This is a genomic window from Streptomyces sp. NPDC002867 (assembly GCF_053591895.1).
In genome coordinates, this window is the sequence record NZ_JBSFUR010000002.1 from 171579 (window position 1) to 187891 (window position 16313).

Annotated in this window: 16 protein-coding genes, 1 tRNA gene and 1 pseudogene; 11 read left to right on the forward strand and 7 right to left on the reverse strand. The window is 69.7% G+C overall.

Going from position 1 to position 16313, the window contains the following annotated elements; all coding sequences use genetic code 11:
- Nucleotides 1-8: 8 nt before the first annotated feature.
- Nucleotides 9-1325, reverse strand: a complete 1317-nt coding sequence (locus ACWD0A_RS02340) for a serine/threonine protein kinase (RefSeq protein WP_451293785.1) — start codon at nucleotides 1323-1325, stop codon at nucleotides 9-11.
- Between the two features lie 47 nt (nucleotides 1326-1372).
- Nucleotides 1373-1921 carry a helix-turn-helix domain-containing protein gene (locus ACWD0A_RS02345; protein WP_177149333.1) on the reverse strand — a complete coding sequence of 183 codons (549 nt, stop codon included), beginning with the start codon at nucleotides 1919-1921 and terminating at the stop codon, nucleotides 1373-1375.
- A 190-nt stretch (nucleotides 1922-2111) separates the two neighbouring features.
- Between ACWD0A_RS02345 and ACWD0A_RS02350 the strand changes: the two genes are divergently transcribed.
- The 3 genes and pseudogenes from ACWD0A_RS02350 to ACWD0A_RS02360 all read left to right on the forward strand — a co-directional run.
- Nucleotides 2112-2184 (forward strand) — tRNA-Ala (locus ACWD0A_RS02350).
- Complete coding sequence (locus ACWD0A_RS02355; RefSeq protein ID WP_451294039.1) at nucleotides 2148-2936, forward strand: Lrp/AsnC family transcriptional regulator; 789 nt, start codon at nucleotides 2148-2150, stop codon at nucleotides 2934-2936. The genes ACWD0A_RS02350 and ACWD0A_RS02355 overlap by 37 nt, the downstream gene beginning before the upstream one ends.
- A gap of 39 nt (nucleotides 2937-2975) precedes the next feature.
- Nucleotides 2976-3332: pseudogene (locus tag ACWD0A_RS02360) on the forward strand (DUF6344 domain-containing protein); the annotation flags it as partial.
- Nucleotides 3333-3537: 205 nt separating this feature from the next.
- Here the strand turns inward: ACWD0A_RS02360 and ACWD0A_RS02365 are convergent.
- Entirely contained in the window at nucleotides 3538-4218 is a 681-nt protein-coding gene (locus ACWD0A_RS02365) for a DUF5324 family protein (RefSeq protein WP_451294041.1), read from the reverse strand.
- A 279-nt stretch (nucleotides 4219-4497) separates the two neighbouring features.
- On the opposite strand from ACWD0A_RS02365, the gene ACWD0A_RS02370 reads away from it, so the two are divergent.
- Nucleotides 4498-5031, forward strand: coding sequence for a peptidylprolyl isomerase (locus ACWD0A_RS02370; RefSeq protein ID WP_451293787.1), 534 nt, complete (start codon nucleotides 4498-4500; stop codon nucleotides 5029-5031).
- A gap of 95 nt (nucleotides 5032-5126) precedes the next feature.
- Nucleotides 5127-6023: a rhomboid family intramembrane serine protease gene (locus ACWD0A_RS02375; protein WP_451293789.1), complete on the forward strand. Its 897-nt coding sequence runs from the start codon at nucleotides 5127-5129 to the stop codon at nucleotides 6021-6023.
- Between the two features lie 261 nt (nucleotides 6024-6284).
- On the opposite strand, the gene crgA is transcribed toward ACWD0A_RS02375, so the two are convergent.
- Nucleotides 6285-6542: a cell division protein CrgA gene (gene crgA / locus ACWD0A_RS02380; protein WP_177149338.1), complete on the reverse strand. Its 258-nt coding sequence runs from the start codon at nucleotides 6540-6542 to the stop codon at nucleotides 6285-6287.
- Between the two features lie 141 nt (nucleotides 6543-6683).
- On the opposite strand from crgA, the gene ACWD0A_RS02385 reads away from it, so the two are divergent.
- From ACWD0A_RS02385 to ACWD0A_RS02410, 6 genes are read left to right on the forward strand one after another with little or no spacing between them, the layout of a single operon-like run.
- Nucleotides 6684-7451, forward strand: a complete 768-nt coding sequence (locus ACWD0A_RS02385) for a DUF881 domain-containing protein (RefSeq protein WP_451293791.1) — start codon at nucleotides 6684-6686, stop codon at nucleotides 7449-7451.
- A 51-nt stretch (nucleotides 7452-7502) separates the two neighbouring features.
- Nucleotides 7503-8204, forward strand: a complete 702-nt coding sequence (locus tag ACWD0A_RS02390; RefSeq protein ID WP_451294043.1) for a class E sortase — start codon at nucleotides 7503-7505, stop codon at nucleotides 8202-8204.
- A 57-nt stretch (nucleotides 8205-8261) separates the two neighbouring features.
- On the forward strand, nucleotides 8262-8435 hold the full coding sequence (locus ACWD0A_RS02395) for a hypothetical protein (protein ID WP_451293793.1): 174 nt from the start codon (nucleotides 8262-8264) through the stop codon (nucleotides 8433-8435).
- Nucleotides 8432-9070 (forward strand): aminodeoxychorismate/anthranilate synthase component II, encoded by a 639-nt coding sequence (locus tag ACWD0A_RS02400; RefSeq protein WP_177149341.1) that lies wholly within the window; start codon nucleotides 8432-8434, stop codon nucleotides 9068-9070. The genes ACWD0A_RS02395 and ACWD0A_RS02400 overlap by 4 nt, the downstream gene beginning before the upstream one ends.
- Nucleotides 9067-10437 (forward strand): class E sortase, encoded by a 1371-nt coding sequence (locus ACWD0A_RS02405; RefSeq protein WP_451293796.1) that lies wholly within the window; start codon nucleotides 9067-9069, stop codon nucleotides 10435-10437. The genes ACWD0A_RS02400 and ACWD0A_RS02405 overlap by 4 nt, the downstream gene beginning before the upstream one ends.
- Before the next feature lie 39 nt (nucleotides 10438-10476).
- Complete coding sequence (locus ACWD0A_RS02410) at nucleotides 10477-11154, forward strand: class E sortase (protein ID WP_451293798.1); 678 nt, start codon at nucleotides 10477-10479, stop codon at nucleotides 11152-11154.
- 71 nt (nucleotides 11155-11225) lie between these two features.
- Here the strand turns inward: ACWD0A_RS02410 and pknB are convergent, their stop codons facing one another.
- The 3 genes from pknB to ACWD0A_RS02425 all read right to left on the reverse strand — a co-directional run bounded on the left by pknB (nucleotide 11226) and on the right by ACWD0A_RS02425 (nucleotide 16299).
- A complete protein-coding gene (pknB, locus tag ACWD0A_RS02415) occupies nucleotides 11226-13247 on the reverse strand; it encodes a Stk1 family PASTA domain-containing Ser/Thr kinase (protein WP_451293800.1) in 2022 nt (673 codons plus the stop codon).
- Nucleotides 13248-13414: 167 nt separating this feature from the next.
- Nucleotides 13415-14875: a peptidoglycan D,D-transpeptidase FtsI family protein gene (locus ACWD0A_RS02420; RefSeq protein WP_451293802.1), complete on the reverse strand. Its 1461-nt coding sequence runs from the start codon at nucleotides 14873-14875 to the stop codon at nucleotides 13415-13417.
- Nucleotides 14872-16299, reverse strand: coding sequence for an FtsW/RodA/SpoVE family cell cycle protein (locus tag ACWD0A_RS02425; RefSeq protein WP_451293804.1), 1428 nt, complete (start codon nucleotides 16297-16299; stop codon nucleotides 14872-14874). The genes ACWD0A_RS02420 and ACWD0A_RS02425 overlap by 4 nt, the downstream gene beginning before the upstream one ends.
- Nucleotides 16300-16313 lie beyond the last annotated feature (14 nt).

The window sequence follows — 16313 nt, forward strand, 5'->3', positions numbered from 1 at the left end:
ACGTCGGCTCAGGTCTGGGTGAGCGCCCAGATGCCCACGGCGAAGCACAGCAAAGCGACGATCAGAACCGGGACCGCGACCTTCGGGGGCGGTCCCGGCCGCTTCTGTGCGGCGGCATCGGGGACCTGCGGGCGCTGGGCGGTGTAAGCACGGGTGGAAGGCTGTTCGTACGGCACCGGAGCGGTGAGGGCCTGGGAGAGCTGCTCCTGCGCCGGCGCGTGATGGGGGGAGAGGCGATGCGCTGGTACGGGAGCGGGAGCGGGAGCCGGAGCCGGAGCGGGGGCGGCCGCGGGAACCGGGCTCGGCGTGGACTCCGGCTGGACCGCGTGCGGCAGCTGGGGGGAGGGCTGCTGCGGAGGCGGGGCCAGGTGGAAGCTGCCCGTCTCCGAGGCGGACTGCGGCGCAGGGGTGGCGGGCGGCGCCTGCCGGGGCGTGTCCCGGACCGGCTCCGGCCCTGCCGGGCCGAAGCCCGCCGGCAGCGGCCCGAGTTGGTCGAAGATCTCGACCGGCTCCTCGTCGGCCGCGGCCTCGGGCAGCATCTCCACGGCGGCGGTGAGCGCCTTGCGCGCACCCGTCGCCGTGCGGAAGCGGGCCTGCGGATCGGGTTGCAGCAGCCCGGCGAGCACCTGCCACAGCGGCTCGGGAATGCCCTGAGGGGCGCTCGGGGTGCCGTAGTTGGCGAAGTGCTCGATCAGCGCCTGGGAGTCGGGCTTCCGGCCCTGCAGGAGATACAGCCCGACGAGACCGACGGCGAACAGGTCGGCGGTGAAGTCCGGCTCCGCGCCCATCATCTGCTCGGGCGCGAAGTAACCGGGCGTTCCCACCACATAGTTGGTCTCGGTCAGCCGCGGCTCGCCCTTGCGCATGGAGATGCCGAAGTCGGAGACCCGCAGGTGCGGCCGGCCGGTTCCGGTGGCCTCCATCAGGATGTTGGCCGGCTTGATGTCGCGGTGCACGACCCCCTCCGCGTGCACCGCGGCAAGTCCGGACAGCAGCTGATCGAGCAGGGTGCAGACGAAGCGCGGGGGCAGCGGGCCGTAGTCGCCGATGACGTGCGCCAGCGACCCACCGCTCACCAGGTCCATGGTGAACAGGACCTTGTCGTCGTCCGCGGCCCAGCTGGCCGGGGCGAGGACGTGCGGGTGATCGATCCGCAGCGCCTGCTCGCGCACGAAGCGGAGCAGAGTGTGGGCGTCGCTCTGCTGCAGGACCTTCGCCGCCACATAGCGGCGGCGCCGGTCGTCCCAGGCGCGCCAGACGGCTCCGACACCACCGCGTCCGATCGGGTCGATCAGTTCGTACCGACCAGCGAAGACCTCACCCATTGTGCTGCGCCAGCTCCCGGTTTCCCTCGCGGCGGCGTCCGCCTCGTTCAGCTCTGGTGCGACTCGTAGTGGGCGACCGCGTCGGCGGTGCGCCCGGCGCCGTACACCCGGAGGAACTCTGCCAGTTCGGGGTGGGCGGGGGCGAGTGAGTCCGCGGCATCGATGATGTCGCCCGCCGCCGCGACCGAGCGCAGCAGCGACTGGATCTCACGCACGACGCGGCGCACGGTCGGCGCCCCGGACGTGCCCGTGGACTGGCTGGTGCCGGTGAGGACCGAGCCGCCCTGCGACTTCTTGATCTCCTCCATCCGGTCCGTGGCCTCCACGGCGCTCACGCTGCCGTCGGCCACCTGGCTCGCCAGCTCCTGCAGTGCCTGGACGCGCTGGACGACAGCGGGGTTGCCGATCTTGGCACGCTGGCCGCTCATCAGCTGGGAGAGCATCGGAGCCGACAGACCGAGCACGCCCGCGAGCCTCGCCTGGTTGAGGCCGAGGTCGTCGATGAGCCTGCGGAAGAGCGCCCCCAGCGGCTCCCCGTACCAGCTGCGCTGCAGTTCCCGGGCTCTTGCGGTCGTCTCCTGCTGCGCTGCGTCCATTGCGTCTCCCCATCGCTTCCCCAAGCGGCTTCGCTGCTGCGAACCTCGTGGTGCATCTTACGGAGCGTGTCCACGGACCGGGAGTCCCATCGGGAGTCCCAATCCTTTTGCAGAATCACGGGGGTGACCCGGTACTCTGGTGCGCGACGGTGACCGAGGAGCGTGCCTCTCGGTCGTGGTCACCTTTCCCGGGGCCTTAGCTCAGTTGGTAGAGCGCTGTCTTTGCATGGCAGATGTCAGGGGTTCGACTCCCCTAGGCTCCACAACCTCACGAGACTCCCCTGACCTGCGGAAACGCGGATCAGGGGAGTTTTTCGTGGTGTGCGGCGGTTCCGGCGGGTCAGCGAGGCGGACGTCGTCCGGCGACCCCGTCGAGGTGACGGTCCCCGGCAGTGCCGATCTGCTGGGGGACGTGCTCGCCCCGGACGGCGCGCGAGCCGGCGCGCACGCTCGAACTCGACCCGTCGACCGGGCCCTGCCCGGCGAACTCGTCACGGACGGCCGAATGGGCTGGTCCGAACTCGCGCAGCGCACCAGGATCAGCCCCGCGACCGTACGCCGCCGGCTGCGCCGTCCGACGGACGCCGAGGTCCTCACCTTCCGCTGCGACATCGCCGGAGTCCACCGCACCGTCGCGGCGCTGCCCGAGTGCCGCCCGGTCGCGGCCGTCACGGGAACCGACAACCTCTTGGCCACGCTCTGGTGCCACGACATCGGCGACATCCAGCGTCGCGAGACGGCGCTCTGCGCGCGTGCCCCCAGCCTCGCGTTCACCGGCCGGCCGGAGGCCGGCCCATCTCTCCCTGGCAGGCAGGGGGCGGGGCCCGCTGATCAGGCAGGAAACGGGGGCGGGGAGCCCCTGAGGGACACGCGCTACACGACCGCGGCAGGCCGCGCATCCCGTGCGCGGCCTGCCCACGGCGTCGCGGGAGGGGCCACACGGGTGGTGTTCATCCGAAGAACTGCGCGGGAACGGCGTCGCTCCCACACTCCTCGAGATGCGTACACATCATGAGAAAGGTATGTAAAGCGCTCAACCCGAAAGCGAGGGGTCATGGCCGCCTTCAAGGTCAGGAATCTGTGGACCGCGTTCGTCACCGCGTTCTTCGCACTGCTTGCCTCGGTGGGGCTCACCACCGCCGCCGCTGCCGCGTCGCAGCCCGCCGTCCGGACGCCCGACGAGCCGGTGAAGGCCCGTCCGCAGGTCTCCGGCGCCGTCCTGCCGGCCCAGAGCAGGAGGGCGGCCACGACTCGCTGGCTGCCCACGGCCCGGGACCGGTCGCTGCCGCCGACGATGAAGCAGCGCATCGGCGCCGAGGCCCATGGCGCCTCCCCGGCCACCAGGCACCTGCCCGCGCTCGAAGCCGACGCCGCCGACATGGCCGAGGCCGATGCCCCGGCAGCTGTCCCCGCCGTCTCGTCCGCCGTCGCCGCCGCACCCGCCGCCGCGGCGCACCCGACCGGATCCCGGTGGACGGCACGCGCGGCGCTCGCCGCGCGCCCCGCGACCGGCGCCCCGGCCGCCGCCCCGGTCCGTTCGTCCTACGCCGTAGCGGCGTGAGGCGCCGGGAGCGTCCTTCTCTCCCGGCGCCATCGCCCACAGGGACGGAATACGGTCAGCGACCCTCGTCGCGGTCCGAGGACTCCGCCTCGTCCTGCTTCATCCGGACCTCGGGATCGAGATCGGACGTGGTGCTGCCGTCGACGGATGACAGCGGTGCCCGGTCGGAGACCTCCGTGGCGGCGGGCGGTTCCACCAGCCAGTCCGGGTTCGCCTGCTTGTCCCACCACTTCCAGGCGGCGAAAGCGCCGCCGGCCAGTACGCCGGCCAGTGCAACACCCTTGAAGACACGTCCGGCCCTGGAGCGCCGCTCGTGCTTCCTCACAAGCTTCTGGATCTCCTTCACCGTCACCTGTCCGCGCAGAGCGGCCAGAGCGGCAGCAGAACGGGCCGCGGCCTCCTCCCGCACGGGCTGGGCGACGGCCACCGCGTGCCCGACACGCGGAACGGTGTAGTCAGCCGCCTGACGCGCGGCCCTCCGGGCCTGTACAGCAGCCCGGTGCGCGGCCTTGTCGATCTTTGGCGGCACATGCGGCGCCACACGTACGCCGTACTGAACACGGGCCTGAGCAGCGGCCTTGGAGACTTTTGGCGCGAGCCGTACGCGGGCTTCGCGCGCGTAGAGCGCGGCCTGGTCCTTGGCCGTGCCGGCGTAGGGCGCCACCACTTCCGCGGCGTGCTGCACGCTCTCCTTCGCCGTACCGGTCGCGGCGCGCACGCTGTCCATGCGGGTCACGGGATCCTCCTCCTCGGTGGCGTTCTGGTGGGCCTGGGGTTTGTCCCAGTTGGGCACAGTTCCGCCTTTCCACCCGATTGAAAATCATGCCTGTTGAGCGCTCCCTCGGCATGCGGGGCGGGCATCCGGGTCATGTCGGGACCTCGCGGACGACACATGCCTGTGTTCGTGGTCGGGTCGAAGAGCGCCTGTGCGACGGCTACCCCGCTGCCTTTCCGTGTACGCCGCCTCGCCGTGCGAGGATCTGGGGGGTCAGAGAAGACTTACGGAAGGCAGACCGTGGCCGAGCAGCTTTACGCCACCCTGAAGACCAACCAAGGCGACATCGAGATCCGGCTCCTGCCGAACCACGCGCCCAAGACGGTGAAGAACTTCGTCGATCTCGCGACGGGCGAGCGCGAATGGGTCCACCCGGGTACCGGCAAGAAGTCCACGGACAAGCTGTACGACGGGACCGTCTTCCACCGTGTGATCAGCGGCTTCATGATCCAGGGCGGTGATCCCCTGGGCAACGGCACCGGCGGCCCGGGCTACGAGTTCGCCGACGAGTTCCACCCGGAGCTGGCCTTCGACAAGCCGTACCTGCTGGCCATGGCCAACGCCGGCCCGGGCACCAACGGCTCGCAGTTCTTCATCACCGTGGCGCCGACCGCGTGGCTGACGCGCAAGCACACCATCTTCGGCGAGGTCGCGACCGAAGCCGGCAAGAAGGTCGTGGACGCCATCGCGGCCACGCAGACCAACCCGCGCACCGACCGCCCGCTCAACGACGTCGTGATCGAGTCGGTCGTCGTGGAGACGCGCGAGAGCTGATCCCGCGGGATTCCCGTACGGGAACCTTTTCGCCCTGTCCGTCCGTAAGGATGGACAGGGCGGTGTCGCGCGAGCCCGGAAGACGAGGGGACCTCATGGACCAGGCGCCAGGCAGTCCGCAGGAGCCGAAGGACACCCATGGCCTGCCGGGCTGCTACCGGCACCCGGGCCGCGAGACGGGTATCCGCTGCACCCGCTGCGAGCGTCCGATCTGCACGGACTGCATGATCAGCGCTTCGGTCGGCTTCCAGTGCCCGGACTGCGTGCGCACCGGGTCGGGCACGGGCCACGCGCCTGACGCGAACCGGCCGCGGACGATCGCGGGCGGGACGGTGACGGCGGATCCGCGCCTGGTGACGAAGGTGCTGCTGGCGATCAACCTCGTGGTGTTCGTCCTGGGCGCGGTGAACGACCGCCTGGTGGACGCGCTGGCCCTGGTCGGTCAGTGGCCGCCCGCGCCGTTCCTCTCCAGCGAGGGTGTCGCCGAGGGCGAGTGGTACCGCCTCGTGACCTCGATGTTCCTGCACGAGGAGATCTGGCACATCGCGTTCAACATGCTGGGCCTGTGGTGGCTGGGCGGTCCGCTCGAGCAGGCTCTCGGCCGGTCCCGCTACCTGGCCCTGTACCTGATCTCGGGACTGGCGGGCAGCGCCCTCACCTATCTCCTGGCCGATCCCGGGCATGGTTCGCTGGGGGCCTCCGGCGCGATCTTCGGCCTCCTCGGCGCCACCATGGTCCTCATGCGGCGGCTGCGGTACGACATGCGCCCGGTCGTCGCCCTGCTGGCGATCAACCTGGTGATCACCTTCTTCTGGCCGGGCATCGCCTGGCAGGCCCACGTCGGTGGTCTGATCGCAGGCGCGGCCATCGCCTACGGGCTCGTCCACGCCCCGCAGGGCAAGCGGCGCACCCCGGTCCAGATCGGCGTGTGTGCGCTCGTCCTGCTCGTCTCCCTCGTGGTCGTCGTGGCGCGGACCCTCGCGCTCACCTGACCCGGGGCGGCATCTTTCCCCAAAGTTGTCCACAGCGTGTGGCGGATCTTGTGCACGCTGTGGGAACAAGCGTGCCCCTCGTTACTGACCTGGGGTTTCGTGGTCCGAACGAGGGGCCTTCAGCTTCACCGGCCCGGCCGAGGCAATCACATCGGCGTCAACGTCCGGAGAGTTATCCACAGATCGTCTGACCTTTTCCCCTGCTGTGGACAACCGTGTGGATAACCTTAGGGCAGGGCTTGACGGCCGACGGCGCGGAAGCTACTTCCACTGCGTGGAGACACCGAAGCCCGCGGCGATGAAGCCGAAGCCCGCGACGATGTTCCAGTTGCCGAAGCTCTTGATCGGCAGGTCGCCCTCGGTCACGTAGAAGAGAACGATCCAGGCGAGACCGATCAGGAACAGCGCGAGCATCACCGGCGCGACCCAGCTGCGGCTGGTCAGCTTGATGTTCGTGGCCTGCTTCGAGGCCGGCGGCGGCGTGAAGTCGGCCTTCTTGCGGATACGTGACTTCGGCACGAGGGACTCTCCTGTCGATGCGCTTGCGTGACCGCGCAGGTAACTGTGGCTGGCGCCGGGGCCGGCGCGAGGGGGACCATCGGCTCCCCCGGGCGTCCGTTAGCGTAGTGCTTCCGCGGTGCCGAAGGAGATAAGGGTACGTTGCGCAATTCTGCCGACTCCCCGCAAGGGGCGGTTCGCCGCACGAGGTGGCGGCCCGTCCGGCTGCTCACGGCTGCCGTTTTCGCCCTCGCCGGTCTGATCTTCGTCACGAGCTTCAACACCGCCAAGGGCACGGATCTGCGCACCGACGACTCCCTGCTGAAGCTCTCCGACCTGATCAAACAGCGCAGCGCCGTCAACGGCGACCTCGAGGAGTCCACCGCGGCCGTACGCGACGACGTCGACGCCCTCGCCCAGCGCGACGACGGCTCGACCCAGGCGGAGGACGCCAGGCTCAACGCCCTGGAGGAGTCCGCGGGCACCGAGAAGCTGAGCGGCAAGGCCGTGACCGTCACGCTCGACGACGCCCCGCCGAACGCACAGGCCGCTCCCGGCTACCCCGAGCCCCAGGCCAACGACCTGGTCATCCACCAGCAGGACCTGCAGGCCGTGGTCAACACGCTGTGGCAGGGCGGGGCCCAGGGCATCCGGGTCATGGACCAGCGGCTGATCTCCACCAGCGCCGTACGGTGCGTGGGCAACACGCTGATCCTCCAGGGGCGCGTCTACTCCCCGCCCTACAAGATCACCGCTGTCGGTGACCAGGAGGCACTCAAGAAGGCGCTCGCGAAGTCACCCGCGATCCAGAACTACCAGCTGTACGTGGAGGCCTACGGCCTCGGCTGGAAAGTGGACGAGGACGAGCGGGTGACTCTTCCGGGCTACTCGGGCACAGTGGATCTCCACTACGCGAAGCCCGCCGGGTAGCGCTCAGGCCGTCCGGAGGGCGCCGCCGGTCGGTGGAGCCTGGGGGTGCACGTGAGGGTGCGGCTGCTCGTACGGACCTTCAGCGAACTGTGCATCACCGCGGGCACGTTGATCGTGCTGTTCGTCGTCTACGTGATGTTCTGGACCGGTGTCGAGGCCGAGGGTGCGACGGAAGGCGAGATCGACCGGCTGCGGGACAGCTGGACCGGGGCCCCGGTGGCGACACCCGCGCCCGACCGCACGAGGCCGGCCGCCCCCGAGGAGTACGAGCCCGGGAAGCCTTTCGCGGTCATGTACGTCCCGCGCTTCGGGAAGGACTGGGACTGGCCGGTCCTCGAGGGCACCGGCACGGGGGTCCTCAAGAAGGGGCTCGGGCACTACGCGGGGACCGCCGCCCTGGGCGAGACGGGCAACTTCGCGGTCGCCGGCCACCGCCGCACGTACGGCGACCCCTTCAAGGACTTCCCGCGGCTGCGCGCGGGGGACGCCGTCGTGCTGACGGACGGGACGACCTGGTTCACCTACCGGATCGTGAAGGCCCCCTACCGCACGCTGCCCACCGACATCGGCGTCATCGCGCCCGTGCCGGATCCGGTCGAGGCCGGCGCCGCCGGATTCGAGGGACCGGGCCGCTATCTGACGCTGACCACGTGCGAACCGGAGTGGGGCAGCAGCCACCGGCTCGTCGTCTGGGCGCACCTCGATGCGACGCAGCCTGTGACCGACGGCAAACCGCGGGCTTTCCACAGCTGACCCCCGAGGCCCGCGCCGCCCTTTAGTCTGGTGCCGTACCGAACGGAAAGGGACGGCATGTACGGCTGGATCTGGCGGCATCTGCCGGGGAACCTATGGGTGCGGGCGCTCATCTCGCTCGTGCTGGTCCTGGCGGTCGTCTACGTACTGTTCCAGTACGTCTTCCCGTGGGCGGAGCCGCTGCTCCCGTTCAACGACGTGACGGTCGACGGAGAGGGAGCGGCCCGATGAGCACACGCATCCTCGTCGTCGACAACTACGACAGCTTCGTCTTCAACCTCGTCCAGTACCTCTACCAGCTCGGCGCCGAGTGCGAAGTGGTGCGCAACGACGAGGTGTCCCTGGAGCACGCGCAGGACGGCTTCGACGGCGTGCTGCTCTCCCCCGGCCCGGGCGCACCCGAACAGGCCGGTGTCTGCATCGACATGGTCCGCCACTGCGCGGCCACGGGCGTGCCCGTCTTCGGCGTCTGCCTGGGCATGCAGTCGATGGCGGTGGCCTACGGAGGCGTGGTCGACCGCGCGCCCGAACTGTTGCACGGCAAGACCTCGCTGGTCACCCACGAGGGCAAGGGCGTCTTCTCCGGGCTGCCGTCGCCCTTCACGGCGACGCGCTACCACTCGCTGGCCGCCGAGCCCGCCGACCTGCCGGCCGAGCTCGAGGTGACCGCCCGTACGGCCGACGGCATCATCATGGGACTGCGCCACCGTGAACTGCCCGTCGAGGGCGTGCAGTTCCACCCCGAGTCCGTCCTGACCGAGCACGGCCATCTCATGCTCGCCAACTGGCTGGTGCAGTGCGGCGACGCCGGAGCCGTCGGGCGTTCGGCAGGGCTCGCACCGGTGGTGGGCAAGGCACTGGCGTGAGCGCCGTGCGCCCCGGGCACGAGCACGAGCCGGATGACGGGCGGCAGTACGGGGGCGAGGCAGGGCCCGGCTACGACCCCCTGACGGATCCCCTGCCCCCGGGCGAGCACGCCTCCCCCTGGTTCCGCGTGCCGACCGTCCCCGCGGGGCAGGAGAGCCAGGCCCTGCCGTACCCGGAGCCGCGGGCGGCAGGGGAGCCGGTCGACTGGTACGACCGCGAGGGCTACCGCCAGGACTGGTACGGCCCGGAGCCCGTAGGGGAGCCGGAGACGGCCGGGGTACGGTCGCCGTCGCACGCCCCGGTCCCGCCGCATCCGACGGTGCCCGAGGCCCAGCAGGCCGCGCCGCACACGGAGCCGTTCGAGACCGAGCAGGCCCCGGCGGAGACCGCCGTGTTCGAGACCCGGGCCCCCGAGACCCGGGCCCCCGAGACCCGGGCCCCTGAGACTCCGGCCGCGGACCACGGGCCCGCCGTCTCCGCCACCGCCCCGGTGACCGACGACGAGACTATGGCGCTGCGCACGTCCGACACGCGCCGCGCGGCCGAGATGCCTCCGCGCTCCGGCCGGGCCGATCGTCGCCGGGCGGCGAAGGGCAGGGGCCGCAGGCGGCCCGCCCCAGCGGCCGCCGAGAAGCCCGCCGGGCCCACGAAACCGATGTCGCGGGTCGAGGCGAGACGGGCAGCCAAGGCGGCGAAGGACAGTCCGGCCGTCATCGCCAGCCGCGCCATCGGCGAGCTTTTCATCACCTTCGGCGTGCTGATGCTGCTGTTCGTCACCTATCAGCTGTGGTGGACGAACGTGCTGGCGGGGCAGCAGGCCGACAAGGCGGCGACCAAGATCCAGGACGACTGGTCCAAGGGCCGCAAGCCCGATGCCTTCGAACCGGGCCAGGGCTTCGCCATCATGTACATCCCGAGGCTGGACGTCGTGGTCCCCATCGCCGAGGGCATCGACAAGAACGGCGTCCTGGACCGCGGCATGGTGGGCCACTACAGCGAGGGCAAGCTCAAGACCGCGATGCCCCACGACAAGCAGGGCAACTTCGCGGTCGCCGGCCACCGCAACACCCACGGGGAACCGTTCCGCTACATCAACCACCTGGAGCCCGGCGACCCGATCGTCGTCGAGACGCAGGACACCTACTACACGTACGAGATGGCGAGCATCCTGCCGCAGACCTCGCCGTCGAACGTGAGCGTGATCGGTCCCGTGCCGCCCGGCTCCGGTTTCACGCGGCCCGGCCGGTACATCACGCTGACGACCTGCACGCCGGAGTTCACCAGTACCTACCGCATGATCGTGTGGGGCAAGATGGTCGAGGAACGGCCGCGCAGCAAGGGAAAACCCGACGCACTCGTCGGCTGATGACGTCGGCCCAGACACTTCAAGACAGGAACAGGTGCAGTGGCACGTGCACGAAGCCGGATCGCCGGCGCCATCAGTGTCTTCGGGGAGCTGCTGATCACCGCGGGCGTGGTGCTGGGGCTCTTCGTCGCCTACTCGCTGTGGTGGACGAACGTCCTCGCCGACCGGGAGGCCTCCGAACAGAGCGACCGGATGCGCGACGGGTGGGCGAGCAGCGGTCCCGGTGAGCTGGACACCAAGGACGGCATCGGCTTTCTGCACGTACCCGCCATGAAGAACGGCGAGGTGCTGGTGAAGAAGGGCACGGACGCCAAGGCCCTCAACGACGGGATCGCCGGCTACTACACCGACCCGATCAAGTCCGCGCTCCCGTGGGACGACAAGGGCAACTTCACCCTGGCCGCGCACCGGGACGGCCACGGCGCCAAGTTCCACAACATCCACAAGCTGCGCGAGGGCGACCCGATCGTCTTCGAGACGAAGGACACCTGGTACGTCTACAAGGTCTACAAAACGCTCCCGAAGACCTCGAAGTACAACGTGGACGTGCTGCGGCCGGTCCCTGAGGAGTCGGGCAGGAAGAAGCCCGGCCGCTACATCACGCTGACGACGTGCACGCCGGTCTACACGTCGGACTACCGGTACATCGTGTGGGGCGAGCTGGAGCGCACGCAGAAGGTGGACGCACAGCGGACGCCTCCGGCCGAGCTGCGCTAGAGCCCTTCACGGCACGGGAAAGCCCCGGCACCCCTCAGGGGTGCCGGGGCTTTCCCGTGCCGTGAAGGACCTCAGTCGTCGCCGACGCCGCCGATGAAGCCGCCGCCGTTGTTGCCGCCGTTGTTGCCACCGTTGTCGCCGCCACCGCCGAACGTCGCGAGGACGATCTGCTGGCTCGGGTCTGCGGGGGTGCCGGGCGACGGGTTGGAGCCGGTCACGAGGGCGTTGTCGTCCTGCGGGTTGCCGGGGGCGATGGCGACGTTCGTGAAGCCGGCCTGCGCCAGGATCTGCTTGGCCTCGGCCACCCGCTTGCCCAGGATCTCCGAGGGCACCGGGACCTGCGTCTGCTGCGGCCCCTTGGAGACCTGGAGGGTGACCTTGGAGCCCTTGGCGACCTTGCCGGCCGGCGGGTTCTGGCCGACGACCTGGTTCGCCGGCTGGTCCGAGTCGACGTCGACCCGCACCACCTCGAACTCGAGGATCTCCAGCTGGCTCTTCGCCGTCTCGAACTGCTGGCCCACCACGTCCGGCAGGTCCCGCTTGGCCTGCTTGGCCACCGTCAGCGTGACCTCGGTGCCCTTCTCGACCATGGTCCGGCCCGGCGGGTCCTGCTCGAGGACCGTGCCCGGGTCCTCCTCGGCGGACTCCACCTCCTTGACGTCGACCGTGAAGCCGTCCTCCTCGAGGAGTTCGGTCGCCGAGTCGACGTCCTTGTCGGTGACGTCGGGAACCCTGACCTTGGGCGCGCCCTCCGACACGACCACGTTGATCGTGCTGCCCTCGGGGATCTCGCCGGTTTCCGGGTCCTGGTTGCAGATCCTGCCCTTGGGCTGGTCGCAGCGCTCGGTGCCGGACTGCTGGACCTCGACCTTGGCGTTCTCGGCGCGCTTCTCCGCTTCCTTCAAGGTCATGCCCACCAGCTGGGGCACCGGCACGTTGTTGCCGCCGCCGCTGTCGCCGAAGACCGACCGGCCGATGAGCACCGCGCCGATCAGGACGAGGATGCCGGCGATGACCAGCAGGATCGTGGAGGTGTTCGACTTCTTCTGGCGTCGGCGGTCCGGGCGGTCGTCGTATCCGCCGTAGCCGCCGTCGTCGGCGTTCAGCGGCGGGAGCATCGAGGTCTGGCCGGCCGGGTCGGCCTGGCGCAGCGCCGTGGTCGGCTGGTCGTCGGGGCCGTAGCCGCCGCCGTAGCCGACCGCGCCCATCGCGGCCGTCGCCGCGACCGGCTGGCCGTCGAGGCAGGCCTCGATGTCGGCGCGCATCTCGTCGGCGGACTGGTAGCGGTAGTCCGGGTCCTTGACCAGGGCCTTCAACACGATCGCGTCCATCTCGGGCGTGATCTCGGGGTCGAAGTTGCTGGGCGGCTGCGGCTCTTCCCGTACGTGCTGGTACGCCACGGCCACCGGGGAGTCGCCCACGAACGGCGGACGCACGGTCAGGAGCTCGTAGAGGAGGCAGCCGGTGGAGTACAGGTCGGAGCGGGCGTCGACCTGCTCGCCCTTCGCCTGCTCCGGGGAGAGGTACTGCGCGGTGCCGATGACCGCCGCGGTCTGCGTCATGGTCATGCCGGAGTCACCCATGGCGCGGGCGATGCCGAAGTCCATGACCTTGACCTGGCCGGTGCGCGTCAGCATGACGTTCGCCGGCTTGATGTCGCGGTGGACGATGCCGTTGCGGTGCGAGTACTCCAGCGCCTGGAGGATGCCGATCGTCATCTCCAGCGTGCGCTCGGGCAGCAGCTTGCGGCCCGAGTGGAGCAGCTCACGCAGGGTCGACCCGTCGACGTACTCCATGACGATGTACGGGATCGAGACCCCCGCGCCCCCGCCGGGGGCGCCGTCGTACACCATGTCCTCGCCGGTGTCGTAGACAGCGACGATCGCCGGGTGGTTGAGCGAGGCGGCCGACTGGGCCTCACGGCGGAACCGGGCCTGGAAGGACGGATCGCGGGCCAGGTCGGCCCGCAGCGTCTTCACGGCGACGGTGCGGCCGAGCCGGGTGTCGTGGGCGAGGTAGACCTCGGCCATGCCACCACGGCCGAGCACCGAGCCCAGTTCGTACCGGCCGCCGAGGCGACGCGGCTCTTCCATAACCTTCCAGCCCTCTCCGTCAGTCCCGACCGCACCCGTGTGTGGTCCGCCGGTGTGCTGTTCGCGCATACGCTACCGGGCACGTACTGCTTGATCCGCCCGGTAGCGGCAGCTGATACCCGACCGGTATCGCAATGTGCAGGTATGCGGGTCGGGAGTGATCCTCGTCACTCCTGTTCGTCGAGCACCGCCTTCATCACGGCCTTGGCGATGGGGGCGGCGAGGCCGCCACCCGAGATGTCGTCGCGGCGGGCGTTGCTGTCCTCGACGACGACAGCGACGGCGACGGGGGACCCGTTGTCGTCCTTGGCGTACGAGATGAACCAGGCGTAGGGGTTCTTGCTGTTGTTCTCGCCGTGCTGGGCGGTACCGGTCTTGCCTCCGACCTTGACGCCGCTGATCCGCGCGTTGTTGCCGGTGCCGTTCTCGACGACGTTCTCCATCATCTGCTGGAGAAGCTGGGCGTTCTTCGCGGAGATCGGGCGGCTCATCTCCTCCGGCTCGTTCGCCTGGATGACGTCCAGGGTGGGCGACTCGAGCTTGTCGATCATGTATGGCTTCATCAGCCGGCCGTCGTTGGCGATGGCCGCCGTGACCATGGCCATCTGGAGCGGGGTGGCCGCGGTGTTGAACTGGCCGATGGAGGACTGCGCGTTCCCGTCCCGGCTCATGTTCTTGTCGTAGACGGAGGCGGCGGCGCGGACCGGGGTGTCGATCTCCGGGTTGTTGAAGCCGAACCTCTCCGCCATCTCGACCATCTTGTCGCGGCTCACGTCGTCGCCGAGCTTGGCGAAGACCGAGTTGCAGGAGACGCGCATCGCCTCGTTCAGGCTGGCGTTCTCGCAGCCGCTGGCGTGGTTCTCCATCGGCGTGCGGGTGCCGGGCAGGATGTACGGCTCCGGGGTATCGGTCGCGGCGTCGATGTCGTCGATCTTGCCGTACTCGAGGGCCGCGGCGGCCGTGACCACCTTGAACGTGGAGCCGGGCGGGTAGGTCTCGCGGAGCGCGCGGTTGAGCTTCGGCTTGTCCTTGTCCTTCTCCAGGGCGATCCACGCCTTCTCGTCCTTGGCCGAGTAGCCGGCGAAGGAGGAGGGGTCGTAGGACGGCGTGGAGGCGAGGGCGAGGATCTTGCCGGTCCTCGGGTCGATGGCGGCGACGGCGCCCTTCTTGTCACCGAGCCCCTTGAAGGCGGCCTCCTGGGCCTTGCCGTTGAGGGTGGTGACGACGTTGCCGCCCTTCTTCTTGTCACCGGTGAACATCGACATGGTCCGGTCGAAGAAGAGCTGGTCGGAGTTGCCGCTGAGAATGCCGTCCTGGAGCTTCTCGAGCTGGTTGGCGTCGTACGCCTGCGAGGCGTACCCGGTCACCGGCGCCCACATGGGGCCGTTGACGTAGGTCCGCTTGTACGTGAAGTCGGTGTCGTCCGTCTCGACGGAGCCGGTGACGGCCTTCCCGTCGACGATGATGTTGCCGCGCTCGTGGGCGTAGCGCTCGATCTGGACACGGCGGTTGAGCTTGTGCGTGTTGAGCTCGTCGGCCCGGACGTACTGGAGCCAGTTGTCCCGGATGAGCAGGGCGAGGACGAGCAGCCCGCAGAAGATCGCGATCCGGCGCAGGGGCTTGTTCACGGTCGGACCACCTGGGTCATCTCGGCGTCGGGGGACGGGGCGGGCGCGGGCGCGGGGCGGCGCGCCGTGTCGCTGATCCGGATCAGGATGCCGATCAGGGCCCAGTTGGCGATCACGGAGGAACCGCCGGCGGCGAGGAACGGCAGGGTCATACCGGTCAGCGGGATGAGGCCCATCACACCGCCGGCGACGACGAACACCTGGAGCGCGAAGGCGCCGGACAGGCCGATCGCGAACAGCTTGCCGAACGGGTCCCGGGCGGCGAGCGCCGTGCGGACACCCCGCTCGATGAGCAGGCCGTACAGCAGGAGGAAGGCCATGGCGCCGGCGAGCCCGAGTTCCTCACCGACGGTGGCGAAGATGAAGTCGGAGTTGGCGGCGAAGCCGATGAGGTCGGAGTCGCCCTGCCCCAGACCGGTGCCGAGTGTTCCGCCGGCGCCGAAGGACATCAGGACCTGTGTCATCTGGTCACAGGCGTAGGCCATGTTGGTGCCCGCGGGTGCGGTCTCCAGACACCCGAAGGGGTCGAGCCATGCGGCCACACGGGACTGGACGTGGCTCGCGAACTGCGAGACGACGACCGCACCGCCCGCGGACATCAGCAGACCCATGACGATCCAGCTGGTCCGCTCGGTGGCGACGTACAGCATGATCACGAACATGCCGAAGAACAGCAGCGAGGTACCGAGGTCGTTCTCGAAGACCAGCACCAGCAGGCTCATGGCCCAGATCGTCAGGATCGGTCCGAGGTCGCGCCCGCGCGGCAGGTAGAGCCCCATGAAACGGCGGCTGGCCAGCGCCAGCGCATCCCGTTTCACCATGAGGTAGCCGGAGAAGAAGACCGCGATGACGATCTTCGCGAACTCGCCGGGCTGGATCGAGAAGCCGCCGACGCGGATCCAGATCTTGGCGCCGAAGACGTTCGCGCCGAGGCCCGGAACGAGCGGAAGCAACAGCAGAACGAGTGCCGCCGCCATCGAGATGTAGGTGTAGCGCTGAAGGATGCGGTGGTCCTTCAGCATCAGCAGCACACCGACGAACAGAGCGACACCGAGAGCCGAGTACATCAGCTGGTTGGTGGCCTGTGCGGAGAAGTCGGCACGTGCCTGAAGCCGCGGTGACTGGTCGAGGCGCCAGATCAGCACCAGGCCGAGTCCGTTCAGCAGCGTCGCCAGCGGCAGCAGCAGCGGGTCCGCGTACTTGGCGAACTTGCGCACCACGAGGTGGGCGACGCCTGCGAGCAGACCGAGGCCGAGCCCGTAGCCGAGCATGCCCGTGGGCACCTCGCCGTCGAGAGCGAGCCCGGCGTTGAGGTAGGCGAACACCGGAATCGCGACGGCGAACCCGAGCAGCATCAGCTCGGTGTTCCGTCGGCTCGGTGCGTCGATCGCGCCGATCGTGGTCGTGTTGGTGACAACGCTCATGGTGGAGAAGGCCC